This is a genomic window from Celeribacter sp. HF31 (genome assembly GCF_011806455.1).
Taxonomy (GTDB): Bacteria; Pseudomonadota; Alphaproteobacteria; order Rhodobacterales; family Rhodobacteraceae; genus Celeribacter.
The window spans coordinates 309614-322037 of record NZ_JAATOT010000004.1; the positions used below are offsets into that span (position 1 = coordinate 309614).

The 12424-nt window shown below is 58.9% G+C and carries 11 protein-coding genes and 1 pseudogene; 10 read left to right on the forward strand and 2 right to left on the reverse strand.

From position 1 onward, the window contains the following. Positions 1–122: 122 nt before the first annotated feature. Positions 123–2027, reverse strand: a complete 1905-nt coding sequence (locus HCZ23_RS10525) for a HAMP domain-containing sensor histidine kinase (protein ID WP_167601877.1) — start codon at positions 2025–2027, stop codon at positions 123–125. 69 nt (positions 2028–2096) lie between these two features. After that, positions 2097–3509, reverse strand: a complete 1413-nt coding sequence (locus tag HCZ23_RS10530; RefSeq protein WP_254870096.1) for a sigma-54 dependent transcriptional regulator — start codon at positions 3507–3509, stop codon at positions 2097–2099. Positions 3510–3575: 66 nt separating this feature from the next. On the opposite strand from HCZ23_RS10530, the gene HCZ23_RS18320 reads away from it, so the two are divergent. The 10 genes and pseudogenes from HCZ23_RS18320 to HCZ23_RS10575 all read left to right on the forward strand — a co-directional run bounded on the left by HCZ23_RS18320 (position 3576) and on the right by HCZ23_RS10575 (position 12344). Then, entirely contained in the window at positions 3576–3740 is a 165-nt protein-coding gene (locus tag HCZ23_RS18320; protein ID WP_368487332.1) for a hypothetical protein, read from the forward strand. A 428-nt stretch (positions 3741–4168) separates the two neighbouring features. Next, positions 4169–4336 (forward strand): annotated as a pseudogene (locus HCZ23_RS18100) (IS481 family transposase); the annotation flags it as partial. A 200-nt stretch (positions 4337–4536) separates the two neighbouring features. Beyond that, positions 4537–4938 (forward strand): MarR family winged helix-turn-helix transcriptional regulator, encoded by a 402-nt coding sequence (locus HCZ23_RS10540; RefSeq protein ID WP_368487333.1) that lies wholly within the window; start codon positions 4537–4539, stop codon positions 4936–4938. 28 nt (positions 4939–4966) lie between these two features. After that, the gene (locus tag HCZ23_RS10545; RefSeq protein WP_167601678.1) at positions 4967–5449 is read left to right on the forward strand and encodes a MarR family winged helix-turn-helix transcriptional regulator; all 483 of its coding nucleotides are present in this window, start codon (positions 4967–4969) and stop codon (positions 5447–5449) included. Positions 5450–5689: 240 nt separating this feature from the next. Continuing rightward, positions 5690–6760 carry an aromatic ring-hydroxylating dioxygenase subunit alpha gene (locus tag HCZ23_RS10550; protein WP_167601679.1) on the forward strand — a complete coding sequence of 357 codons (1071 nt, stop codon included), beginning with the start codon at positions 5690–5692 and terminating at the stop codon, positions 6758–6760. A gap of 50 nt (positions 6761–6810) precedes the next feature. Then, positions 6811–7884 carry a xylose isomerase gene (locus HCZ23_RS10555; protein ID WP_167601680.1) on the forward strand — a complete coding sequence of 358 codons (1074 nt, stop codon included), beginning with the start codon at positions 6811–6813 and terminating at the stop codon, positions 7882–7884. Next, on the forward strand, positions 7877–8932 hold the full coding sequence (locus HCZ23_RS10560) for a 2Fe-2S iron-sulfur cluster-binding protein (protein ID WP_167601681.1): 1056 nt from the start codon (positions 7877–7879) through the stop codon (positions 8930–8932). The genes HCZ23_RS10555 and HCZ23_RS10560 overlap by 8 nt, the downstream gene beginning before the upstream one ends. A gap of 306 nt (positions 8933–9238) precedes the next feature. After that, the gene (locus HCZ23_RS10565) at positions 9239–10225 is read left to right on the forward strand and encodes a tripartite tricarboxylate transporter substrate binding protein (protein WP_167601682.1); all 987 of its coding nucleotides are present in this window, start codon (positions 9239–9241) and stop codon (positions 10223–10225) included. A gap of 73 nt (positions 10226–10298) precedes the next feature. Then, positions 10299–10814 (forward strand): tripartite tricarboxylate transporter TctB family protein, encoded by a 516-nt coding sequence (locus tag HCZ23_RS10570; RefSeq protein ID WP_167601683.1) that lies wholly within the window; start codon positions 10299–10301, stop codon positions 10812–10814. 63 nt (positions 10815–10877) lie between these two features. Further along, positions 10878–12344 carry a tripartite tricarboxylate transporter permease gene (locus HCZ23_RS10575; protein ID WP_167601684.1) on the forward strand — a complete coding sequence of 489 codons (1467 nt, stop codon included), beginning with the start codon at positions 10878–10880 and terminating at the stop codon, positions 12342–12344. Positions 12345–12424 lie beyond the last annotated feature (80 nt).

Sequence of the window (12424 nt, forward strand, 5' to 3'; positions counted from 1 at the left end):
TAACTAAAACAGATACTTACATTGACATTCTGGCCTTTTCTTCGGCCGCAACGCGGGCGAATCTGGACATTCTGTCCGCGCACCTTTCCCTGGCTGCGTCAGGGTGGGACATTTTGTCCGAATTACTGCGGATCTGTCTGCGGCAGGAAAATCGTGAACAGGCTGCCCTCGCCGGGCACCGAGCTTGCGGTAAGCGTACCACCGGCATGTCGCACCAGCGTTTGACTGATCGACAGGCCGAGCCCGGTGCCCTGCGCCTGTTTGGTTGTGAAGAATGGATCGAAGATGCGTCGCAGCGTCTCGGGGGCTATGCCGGTGCCGCTATCTGCCACCTCGATTTCCACGCCTTTCGTCACATCGCGCACTGCCAGCGACAGCGTGCCGCCCTCGGGCATCGCATGCACTGCGTTCAGGATCAGGTTGACCAGCACCTGCTGTAGCTCGGTCCGGGCCATCAGGACGTTCTTGTCCGACGCCATGTCGGTTTCGACCACGATCCCGTTGGTCGCGATCTGATGGCGGGTCAGTACGAGACAATCGCGCACGACCTCGGCGGGCGAGATGACAGTGGCGGCGCCGGAATAGTCTTCGGGGCGCGCGAAATGCAGAAGTTTGGAGACAATCGAACCGATGCGATAGATCTGATCGTCGATCAGGCGAAACTCGGTCTCGACCGCCTCGGCATGTTCGGCCAGCAGGCTGCGCGCCACTTCGACGTTGCCCTGAATGACCGCGATCGGATTGTTGATCTCATGGGCGACAGAAGCGCTGATCTCCCCCACGGCGGCGAGTTTTTCCGAGATGATCAGCCGCTCGGTGGTTTTCTCCAGCTTGCGATTGGCGGTGCGCAGATCGGCGGTGCGTTCCTCGACCTTCTGCTCGAGACTGTTGGCCCAATCGCGCAAGAGCCGGTCGCGCTCCTGGATCTGGTCGAGAAGATCGTCGAAATGCGCAGCCACCTGCGCGATCTCGCCGCTGTCATCGACATCGCCGTTGCGCGCCTGCAGATCCCCGGCTTCGACCCGCGCGATGGTTTGGGTCATGCGTTCGAGTGGCAGAAAGATCCGCCCGGCCCATCTGAGGAAAATCGGGACAGAGATGGTGGCGATCAGCAGGAACATCAGGATAATGGTCAGGATCGAGACCGTCTTGGCGTGTTGAAACGGGGTCTCGAGATAGCCGACATAGAGCATACCGACCCGCATGCCGAAGCTGTCAACAATCGGCTCATAGGCCGAAATATACCAGTCATTGACCACAAAGGCCCGGTCGAGCCAGACCGCCCCCTCATCCAGAACCCGGGCCCGCACGACGGCGGAGACACGGGTGCCAAGCGCGCGCACATTTTCGAACAGGCGCACATTGGTCGACACACGTACATCCTCGAGAAACAGCGTCGCCGTGCCGCGGCTGCCCTTGGGTAAGCTCTGTTCGCGGTAGACCAGCGCGTTGATCGTGTCGATGAAATCGAGATTGCGATTGAGAAGCTGCCCGCCGACCAACGCCGCACGACGGCCATCGGGCAGGTGCACGGGGGCGGCCGAATGGATGATCATGCCGCGATCCTCGACCTGCCGCGCGGTCGCCACCGCGGCGACGGTCGGGACCAGATGGATTGCCGCTTGATCTGCCAGTCCCGGCGAGAGCTGATCGAGCGCCTCCGCGGAGAGGATGTCGATGGCGCTTTCAGCCCTGCCGTTCCAGGCCGCCCGCACCACTGGCCAGGCGTCGGGTTGAAACCCGCCGGGCCTGGTCTCTTCGGTCGCGAGATAGAGAAAGTCGAGCTGCAAGGCCACGCGCCGTTCCGCCAGCAGAGCTTCGAGCGCGCTCTTCTGCCCGAGTGCCTGCTGCAGCGCGACCGATCCTGCCACCGCATCCAGCCTTTCGCCGGACATATCCATCAACCGGGCCAGATATTGATTTGCGATGGTCAGATCGCCGTTGACCTTGGAAATCAGGATCTTGTCAATCTTGCCCGACCAGCGCAGCATGGTGCCGCCGAGCAGCAGCGGCAACAGCACCAGCATCGGCAGGAGCGCGATGACCAGGAGGCGCACGCGCACCGATTGCAGCACAGACCAGCGCCACGCCACCGCTTAAAGCCCCCAGGCCGTGCATTTGCGGTCGATGGTCTTGCGCGAAACCCCAAGCCGGCGGGCCGCCTCGGTGCGGTTGCCGTCCACCGCGTCGAGCGCGCGCAAAATTTCGCGCCGTTCCACCTGATCGAGCGGCGCAATCGCGGCGCGGGTGATCTGTTCGCCGCCAAGCGTTTCAAGTGGGAACCTGCCAAAGATCAGTGCGCGCTCGATGAAATTGCGCAGCTCACGGATATTGCCCGGCCAGTCGTAGCGCAGCATGGCCGCGCGCGCCGCTGCGTCGATCTCGAGCCCGGGCAGGCCGAGCCGATGCGACAGGTCGTCGAGAAAATGCGCCGCCAGTTCCAGAACATCCGTGCCGCGATGCGCCAGAGGCGGCATCTGGAGATTGAGCACGTCAATGCGGAAAAACAGATCCGGGCGGAAACGTCCCTCGGCCACCTCCTGGCGCAGCGACCGCGCGCTCGCCAACACGAAGCGAATGTCGAGCTGCAGGCTGCGCTCGGTTCCCACCGGCCGGACCAGCCCGTCTTCCAACACTCTCAGAAGCGCCATCTGGGCCGGGCCGGACAGGTCCGCTACTTCGTCGATGAACACCATTCCGCCCTGGGCCGAGGCCAGAAGCCCCTCACGCGCCGCGGCCGCGCCGGGGTAGGCCCCGGCGGCATGTCCGAAAAGCTCCAGCTCGATCATCTCGGCCGGGATGGTGGCGCAATTGACCGGCACAAAGGGCCGATCCGCGCGTTTCGAGGCGGCGTGAAGATGGCGCGCAGCCACTTCCTTTCCGGTGCCCGATGCGCCGGTGATCAACAGCGGCGTGGTGACATCCTTCACCCGCTCTAGCGTGGTGCGAATCTCCTCGATCTCCGGCGATCCGCCGAGCAACCGGTCGCGGTGACGCGCTCCGAGGTCGCATTGCTCGAGCTCGCGTCGCAGCAGCCGGTTTTCCCGTCGCAGCATCGCGGTCTGCTGACAGCGGCAGACCGCGTTCAGCAATTGGTTGGTGCGAAACGGCTTGAGAATGAAATCCGATACGCCCGCCCGCATCGCCTGAATCGCGGTCTCCAGATCGGCGTAGGCGGTGACCATGATGACGTCGGTGACGCCACCGGTGGTTCTTTGCTCCGCCAGCCAGTCCAACCCCTTCTGCCCCGGCATCATGTTGTCGAGCAGCATGATATCGAAATGCTGAGCGGCCAGCTGCGCGGCGGCCTCTTCGGCATTCGACGCCTCGGCGACCGCCCGGCAATGCGGGGTCAATGTCTTGACCAGGAAATTTCGCATCCCCGGCTCATCATCCACGACCAGCACGCTGACCTGCGTCAATGACGCGGTCAAAAGGCTATCGTGGCGGGTGCCAGCCTCCTCCACCGGGGACCCTCCCTTTCTTCGTCTCTGTTTGTCGAGCATCATGACGTTTGCAGCGTGGGCGTCTAGGGAAAATTATTCATTCCTTAGGGCAGGCACTGGGATGAACGTATGAACGAGCCCCTTTTTGCGAAGCTGTGCCAGGCCCAGGTTCTGATCGGCACGTGGCGCGATGACCATAAGCATACTCGCCCGTACATGAGCCTCGGTGGGCTCTCCCCGTGGGGCCATCATCGACGGTCGATAGAAGACCTAAGTCTGAGCCGTGCGAACTGACAAATGCGACGGCACGGGAGGTGAGGCATGTATTCGCTGAGGTTTGCCAAGTCTGGGCAGAAATGCCTGACGTTTGGGTCGGAATTACGTGACGGCACGCACTGATTTGACTCACTTTTTTGCCCCTATTAGGTCAACTCCATGTGACGCTCCACACCTCATGTTGAACGTCACACGAAAACGACCTGATCGTCAGGTTTGTGACCCAATTTGATGTTCTGGCGAAATAGCGCCAGTCGGAGCCATCCTGAGGGGCGGCGTTGCGGGTATGAAGGGCCGTAGGGTTGAGTTCGGATCAACTCTACCCCTCTTACGGATCTCTGGTTTGACCACACGTATTCCAGCGATATACTTGTGGTCTGTGCCGGATGCTTAGTTTTCAAAATTACCACGCAAAGCGTCTACAAGCCTGGAGGCACCTCAACTATCAGCTGTGCACGCACCTCACCGACTTCATGGACGCTTACAGCGTCGCACGCAGGCCAAAGCCCCTCAATGGTCTCATGCCCTACGAATACGTCTGCAAAATCTGGACTTCAGAGTCAGATCGTTTCATCCTAAATCCGATCCACAAAATGCCGGGACTGAACACCTAGTGTTGGCCTCGCATGCGGTTTCTGGGCTCCGGGAGACAAAGGCGGTACAAAATTTGGTTGTTTTTCGAGTTGAGGTATTGTTTGGCAAGGCGTGTCGCTAAAAGGTAGTATTAAATGCCGAGTTCGGCGTCATTTTGCGTAACGAGAATTGCATACTTAAGTCAGGGCGAATGGACACTGGGAACACACATGGGCACTATGTGCTGGATGAGCAGGTGGGCTTCGTTTTGCGTAGGGCTCATCAACGTCATATGACCATCTTTGCTGAGCGGATGGACAGCTTGACGCCTCAACAGTTCTCGACGCTCTACCGGTTGGCGTTATCGAAGGCTCCACTATCTCAGAATGCTTTGGGGCGATCCGTCGCGATGGATGCAGCGACCACGAAAGGGGTCGTGAACCGACTTGAGGCGCGGGGATTGATCGTGACCGAGAAGGACAAGGAAGATCGTCGGCGGTATCTTTTGAGCGCGACCGAGGCAGGAAAGGCGCTAATAGCAGAGTGTGTGCCCGTGGTAAGGTCCATTACGGAAGAGACGCTCAAGCCCTTGACCGAGGCTGAAAGGCGTACGTTGCTTGCGTTGCTAGATAAAATTAGCTGAGATTTGCGTAGAGGATTGAGCGACGACAATGGATCAAAAGAATATGGATGAGGCCAAAATAGACATGGCGGAGGCCATAGATGCCTATGATCCACGCAATCATCCGGCACAATTGGTGCGCCGCGTCCATCAGCGCGGAGCGCAGCTTTTCACGCAGGCGGTTCTGACACCCAACCTGTCGGTGACGCAATTCGTGGCGCTTGTGACGCTTCTTAAGGTGGGCCCCGTGGCGCAGAGCCATCTTGGGCGACTAACTTCGATGGATCCGTCCACCACCACCGTCGTGGTGCGCAAGCTCGAAAAAGACGGCCTGATCAAAAAGACGCGCAGCAAGGACGATCAACGCGCCTCTGTGATTGAGCTGACCGAGGCGGGGCGAGCCTGTGCGGCCGACCATGTGCCAGTCAGCTTGCGCGCAGGCGAAGAGTTGCTTGCCCCGCTGACGCCGATTGAACGAACGCTTTTCATGGAGCTTCTGCGCAAGGTGATGAGCGGCGCAGATGAGTCGTAAAGATCGAAAATAAATACGTACTCATATAAAATTTCATCCATCCGAAACCCATCGCGCTGTTTCTCGCCTTTTCGATTTGCGCCACATTCGCACAAATATTGCGCATATATGGTGAAATTTACCGTAAAAAATACCGAAATATCGCGAAAATCCTCAAATCCCCAAATTTGATCTGGATCAAATTACTTTTAGTACGCACTAATTGATCTAACGCACACGCCAGCTAAAAGGGAATTTGATATGACGACTTTGGTCCGCAATGCGTGGTATGTCGCCGCGTGGTCTACCGAGATTGACGACGAGCTGCGCCGCTTTACGATCCTGGGCGATCCGGTGCTTTTGTTCCGCCGCACCGATGGCACCGTGGCCGCGCTCGAAGATCGCTGTCCGCACCGCCTTCTGCCGCTGTCCAAGGGCAAACGTATCGGTGATACGGTGCAATGCGGGTATCACGGTCTTACCTTTGGCGCGGACGGTAAATGCACCCGTGTGCCGGGCCAGGACAAGATCCCGGCCTCGGCCTATGTCGATGCCTACCCGACGTTTGAGCGTCACGGCATCGTCTGGATCTGGATGGGCGACGCGCATCGCGCCAACACCGACGACATTTTCGACATGCCGCAGTTCACTGACCCGAAATGGCACGCCCATCACGGCGATGCGCTGCATCTCGAGTCAAACTATCTGAACGTGGCGGAAAACCTCGTCGACCCGGCGCACGTTAGCTTTGTGCATCCGACCACTTTGGGCAACTCCGCCTCGGAGAATATCCCGGTTCATGTCTCGACCGAAGGCGAGGCGATCACCGCGTGGCGCTGGATCCGCGATGCCGAGCCGATTGGCTTTTTCAAGGCGTTCGGGGATTTCAAAGGCAATGTCGACCGTTGGCACTATTACCATCTCTATCAGCCCTCGATCGCCGTGATCGATTTCGGCTCCGCCGATGTGGCGGCCGGGATCACCGAAGACAATCTCGATGACGGCAACCGCATCTTCGCGCTGCATTTCATGACGCCAGTGACGGAGGATTACACCATCGACCGTTGGATGCACCTGCGCAACACGGCCGTTGAAACCGAAGAGGCTTCGCAAAAGATCGATGCGATGTTCCGCGTCGCCTTCTCGGAAGACAAAGAAATTCTCGAAGCTGTTCATGCCGAAGAGAAGGCGCCGCTCAAGCGCCGTCCGATCCGCATTGCCATTGACCGCGGGCCGATGGTCTACCGCAAACGCATCAATGAGATGCTGGAGCGTGAGCGTACGGTCGATGCGTCGGCCGAACCGAACCCCTCCTTCGTCTATCACGACTGAGCGATCCGCCGGGGGCTCGTCCCCCGGCGCCTTATTCCGAAAGCAAGACTATGACGCCTCTCCTGATTGGCTGTAACGGTCGCGGAGCTCAAGCCTCCTCGCCCGAACGCCCCGTCACATTCTCCGAGCCGCCGCTCTCCGAACAGTTTGCCATGGTCGCAAGCGCCGGTGTGTTCGATTTCTTTGATCGTCTCCCGATGGTGGGTGAGGTCGAGACCTTTCTCGAACTGAGCGCTGCCAACACTCTCCCCGTGACCACCGCCAGCGGTGTTTATGCGCTGGGAGAGGGCTATCTGTCTGCGCTGCGTCGCAATATGGAGCGCGCGGTGAAGGTGGGGGCCAAATTCCACAATATGATGGTCTACAACTGGCACGACGAAAAGCGCTGGGTCACGGATGAAGAGGTCATTCGTGCCTGGGCTGACGCCTGGGAGCTAGGGCAAGAAATCGGCATCGAGCCCTGTTTCGAGTTGCATGTGAACATGTGGAGTGAAGACCCGCGCCGCGTTGCCATCGTGGCCGAAGCTGCTGACAAGCTGGGCATCCCGTTCAACCTCACGCTCGATTACTCGCACATGCTTTTCAAGATGGGGGATGATGCGGAGCTGGATGTCTCCGGAATTCGCGAAGATGTGGCCGCCGGGCGGGTTGTGCTTGACCCGTATGAGGCGGGCAATCTGGTGGATCAGTGGCTCGACGCCGGGTTGGTGCGTTGGTTCCAATTGCGTTCGGTGACCCCGTCCGGTCCGCGCAACCTCTGGTCCAAACATGACAGTTCCAACGGCGCGGCGGGCGTGCCCGACGATCCTCATCAACGGGCACGCGAGGGTCAGTTTGGCCGCGCGATCCTTTATCCTTTCACGCGCCCGGACCCTGATGAATGGCATTCGCCTTGGGAGGCATGGCGGCTTGAACCCTGTAAGCACGTGGCGCGCAAGGTGCTGAAGCATCATGCTGAAACGCCGGAAAGCCGTCTTGCTGTGATCACCACCGAGATGATCAACCTCACCGACTATGGCGATGGGGCGAAATTCTCGCTCATTGGCCAGAACGCTGCGATTGCGCAGTTCCTGCGCGATGAAATGGCGGCGCTTGGTTTGCCGCAGGGAGGCGCAAATGACTAATGCACCGATGATGCTCGAAGTGGCTGAACGAGTTCAGGAAAGTCAGAACGTGATCTCATTGCGGCTCAATGTCGTGGAGGGCGTGTTTCAGCCTTTCCTGGCGGGCCAGCACTTGCCGCTGCGGCTTGATCTGCCTGAGCGCAAGCTTGCGACCTATACAATCTCCTCAGATCCCGCCGATCACAATGGTTATCGGATCAGCGTCAAGATTGAACCGAATGGCAAGGGCGGCTCGCGGTTCTTGCATGCGGTGCAAGTTGGTGCGCGCATCCCGGCGGAGCGTCCGCGCGGCAAGTTTGTTCTGGCCGATGACGCGCGGCCTGTTTTGCTTCTCACGGGCGGGATCGGGATCACGCCGGCGCTGTCGATGCTTTCCGTGCTGACACGCCAGCCGGAGCGGCCCGTCTATTTCGTCCATGCTTGCCTGTCGGCAGCAGAGCACAGCTTTGCCGATGAGGTCGCGGAGATGGCGGCGCGCGCGCCCAATGTGCAGGCCTATGCGGCTTACGCTGAAGGGGCGGAGGCGGATGTCGCTGACGGGCGGTGTCAGGGTGTCGGGCTTCTGTCTCGTGAGGTCTTGCGCGAGCTTTTGCCTCTCGACGCCTATCACGTCTATCTCTGCGGGCCGGATGGTTTCATGTCCGCCATGCGAGCGGCTTTGGTGTCTCTCGGTGTGCCGGATGCGGAAATTCATCAGGAGACGTTTGGCGGTGCTGCGCCTTTGGTGAAAAATGAGGCGCCCGTTTCGCTCGCGCCTGTTGAGGGCGGAGGCGGGGCTGGGGCGCTGGTTGCCGGTCCTGTCGTGCACTTTGCCAAATCCGGCTTTGATGTGGCTTGGGATGGTACGAGTGAAAGCCTTTTGGAGCTCGCCGAAGCACAAGGTCTGACGCCCGAATTTGAATGCCGGGCCGGTATATGTGGCACATGCGCCTGTCGCAAGCTCAGTGGAGATGTTGCGTATACGGAAGACCTCATCGATTCGCCTGAGGAGGGGAAAATCTTCCTCTGCTGCTCTGTTCCCGAGGGGGATGTCACGCTCGATTTGTAATGACATGTGCCTGTAATTCAATTTACATGCTCAATAAATGGGCAAAAACACGGGGCAACGGGAAAGGGAAGGAGAAATTATTCAGTGGAATAATTTGTTTCTATACAAACAATGCCGTCTGCGCTTTTCTAAGTCTGCAAAGGAGCAAAAGACCCGCAAAGGGCTGAGAACTCCGGACGATAATCGCACTGCCTTCAAGGGCCGAAATAAACTCAAACCAACGCTGCGATCCGCGTGATGCGGGCCGCGACCGGGTAGGCTTTGCCTGCTCGCAACTGCTACACTTAAGAAAGCAACAGGGATCCCATGAAACGACGCCATCTCCTTACATCCGCCTTTTGCCTGACTGCCGCGACCGCGCTGCCTTTCGGCTCCGCCATGGCTGAAGATGCCTATCCGAGCGAGCCGATCCACATCACTGTGGTCTGGCCGGCGGGCGGCGGTCACGATCTTGTGGCCCGTCTGATCGGACACGAGCTTTCGAGCATTATGGACACCGCCGTCGTGGTCGACAATGTCACCGGCGCGGGCGGCTCCACCGGCATGCGTCACATCGTAGATGCCAAACCCGACGGCTACACCATCGGTGTGATGGGGCTGCATGCCGTGTCGCAATCCTACATGAACACCAATGCGCCTAAACTCGACGGTCTCGATCCGCTGGTTTACGTCAGTGACGAGCCCGGCGCGCTTGAGATCTCCGCCTCCACCGGCATCGATACGCTTGAGGGCTATGTCGAGGCGATGAAGAAAGACCCGATGGCCTTGATGAATGGCAATGACCCGCAGGGTGGCAACTCCTTTATCTTTGCGGAAGTCATTCCTGAGGCGCTCGGCGTCGAGATGATGAAGCTGCCTTATCCGGGGCACGCGCCAACCGTCACAGCGCTTTTGACCGAAGAGGTCCAGACCGCGACCTTGCCGATCCCGCCCGTTCTGGAGCACGCGCTTGCGGGCACCGTGAATGTGCTTGGCGTGGCTTCTGAGAATCGTCACCCGAAACTCCCGGATGTGCCGACCTTCAAGGAACAGGGCTATGATATCGTGGTGAATGATTTCGTCATGATGGTCGCTCCCAAAGGCATCCCCGCGGATGTGCGGAGCAAACTCGAAGAAGGTCTTCTGGCTGCCGTCAACAGCGAAGGTTTCAAGGCTGCTGCGGACAAAAATGGTATGGTGCTGCGTCCGCTCGGGGCTGACGATACCGCAGTTGAACTCGCAAAGCAGGAAGCGCTTGTTTATCCGCTTCTCGACAAGGCCGGGCTGGTTGCGCCCGAGCTGAAGCGCGACTGAGATTTTCACTGATATTTGCTCGGGGCGGTTTGTCCGCCCCGATCTCTCCCAGGTGAGCCCCAAGGAGCCCGATATGACCCCGCCTATTGATGGATCCGCACGCAAGACCCTCGCTGTCGGTCTGTTTTTCCTGCTGCTTGCCGGGATCGGCTGGCTCGTGTTGCGGCAAAGCCGGAACATGTACTCGGGCATGTCGATGCCGGGAGATCCTGGTCCGTTCTTTTTGATCGGCCTGTGTCTTTGGGTGCTCGTGATTGCGGGCGGGCTGTTGTTCGTTTTGGGGCTTTGGGGCTTTCGTGAGCATGGTGTGACCTTCACGCCGACCTATCGCCTGGTCGAAATCGCGCGGGCCTGGACCTTGTCGATTGCCTTTGTGGCCTCGCTTCTCTTGATGCCGACGGCGATGCGCACGTTGGGGACGACCTTCGCCGTTGCTCTGTTCTCCATGGTTTGGATTTACGGTCTTTTGACGGTCGTGCGCGGCCATGCGCTGCGCCATGTGGTCGAGGCACTCTTGTTCGGTGCTGGCGCCGCCTTGTTCGTCAATCTGATCTTCGTGCGCCTTCTAACTCTTCCACTTCCTGCCTGATCGGTTCCTCTCATGCTACTCTCCTCTTTTGCCGATGTTCTGATCGGATTCATTTCCAGCCCCATGATGTTAGGCTTGGTGGCTCTGGGCACGGTGCTCGGTCTCGTGCTCGGCGCAATTCCGGGGATTTCCTCAACCATGGCGCTGGCAATCCTGATGCCGGTGACCTTCACGATGGAACCTGGTGTCGCGATCCTCTTCCTGATTGCGGTTTTCATGTCGAGCGTCTACGGCGGCTCGATCTCCGCGATTTTGATGAAACTCCCCGGCACACCCGCCTCGATTTTCACGCAAGTCGACGGGTATCCTATGGCGCAAAAAGGCAAAGCGGGGCATGCGCTCAATTTCGCGCTGGTCGCCTCGACGGTCGGCGGCATGGTGGGGCTGGCGATGCTTGTGCTACTGGCACCGGTGCTCGCGGGTTTTGCGACCAATTTCCGCAGTCCTGAATTTGCCGCCGTCGCGCTGTTCGGTATTGTCATGCTCTCCTTTGCGTCCAATGGCTCCACTCTTGTGGCCTCTGTCGTCGGTTTTATCGGTGTTGTTTTGGGCATGATCGGCTTCGATGCGCTCACAGATGCGCAGCGCATGACGCTCAATACGCCGGTTTTGCAATCCGGACTAAACCTGATCCCGGTGATCATCGGTCTGTTCGGACTAGGTGAGATCTTGCAAAACCTTGTGGGGTTTGGCGGCACGCCCAAGGTGCGCCCCCAGATCGGCAAAGTGCTTTTGCCCCTGCATGAGTTGACCTCGCGTTGGAAAGTCATGCTGCGCGGCTCTGTGATCGGGACCTTTATCGGGGCAATCCCGGCGGCGGGCTCTGCGGTTGCGGTCTCGATCGCCTATGCGCAGGAGCGTCGTCTCTCAAAAGAACCGGAGAAATTTGGCACTGGGCATCCGGACGGACTTGTTGCGCCCGAGGCGGCGAATAGCGCTTCTGTTGGTGGCTCTCTCATCCCTCTTATCGCGCTTGGTGTGCCGGGGGACACAATCACAGCAGTGTTGATGGGCGCGCTTATGGTGCATGGGCTGACGCCCGGGCCGCTATTGTTCGCCAACAATCCGACGTTCGTGTCCTGGATCTACGTCTCCGTATTTTTGGCGCTCATCTTCACGCTGGTCCTGGGGCTCGGCATGATCCGCGCCGCTGTTTTGGTGACGAAAATACCGCCGCAGCTCATGTATGTATTCATCGCGGTCTTCTGCGTGATCGGCGCCTTCGCGATCCGCAATGACATGAACGATGTCTATGTGATGATCGCCTTCGGGGTGGTGGGCTTTGTGTTCTCGCGCCTCAGCCTTCCGGTCACGCCGTTGGCGTTTGGTCTGATCTTGGGGCCGATCCTCGAGGAAAACCTGCGCCGTAGTCTGATGATCAGTCGGGGCTCTTGGTCTATCTTTCTGGAGCGACCGATCTCGGCCGTACTGATCGCGATCTGTGTCGTTCTTATATCTTTGCCGCTGTTGAAGTGGGCTTGGGTAAGGCTGCGTGGTGGATCTGAAGCGAGCACCAATAAAGCGACATAATTATTAATTGGAATAATATATGAGCTTGAGCTTTTGCGTCACGGCTGTCAGAACCAAAAGATTGGATTTGGCAGCCGGGG

Excerpts from the sequence above, each read along its gene's own strand:
- HCZ23_RS10565 (WP_167601682.1), top strand. The coding sequence starts at position 9,239 with ATGAAACGACGCCATCTCCTTACATCCGCCTTTTGCCTGACTGCCGCG.
- HCZ23_RS10560 (WP_167601681.1), top strand. The coding sequence starts at position 7,877 with ATGACTAATGCACCGATGATGCTCGAAGTGGCTGAACGAGTTCAGGAA.
- HCZ23_RS10555 (WP_167601680.1), top strand. The coding sequence starts at position 6,811 with ATGACGCCTCTCCTGATTGGCTGTAACGGTCGCGGAGCTCAAGCCTCC.
- HCZ23_RS18320 (WP_368487332.1), top strand. The coding sequence starts at position 3,576 with ATGAACGAGCCCCTTTTTGCGAAGCTGTGCCAGGCCCAGGTTCTGATC.
- HCZ23_RS10530 (WP_254870096.1), bottom strand. The coding sequence starts at position 3,509 with ATGATGCTCGACAAACAGAGACGAAGAAAGGGAGGGTCCCCGGTGGAG.
- HCZ23_RS10545 (WP_167601678.1), top strand. The coding sequence starts at position 4,967 with ATGGATCAAAAGAATATGGATGAGGCCAAAATAGACATGGCGGAGGCC.
- HCZ23_RS10550 (WP_167601679.1), top strand. The coding sequence starts at position 5,690 with ATGACGACTTTGGTCCGCAATGCGTGGTATGTCGCCGCGTGGTCTACC.
- HCZ23_RS10525 (WP_167601877.1), bottom strand. The coding sequence starts at position 2,027 with ATGCTGGTGCTGTTGCCGCTGCTGCTCGGCGGCACCATGCTGCGCTGG.
- HCZ23_RS10575 (WP_167601684.1), top strand. The coding sequence starts at position 10,878 with ATGATGTTAGGCTTGGTGGCTCTGGGCACGGTGCTCGGTCTCGTGCTC.
- HCZ23_RS10570 (WP_167601683.1), top strand. The coding sequence starts at position 10,299 with ATGACCCCGCCTATTGATGGATCCGCACGCAAGACCCTCGCTGTCGGT.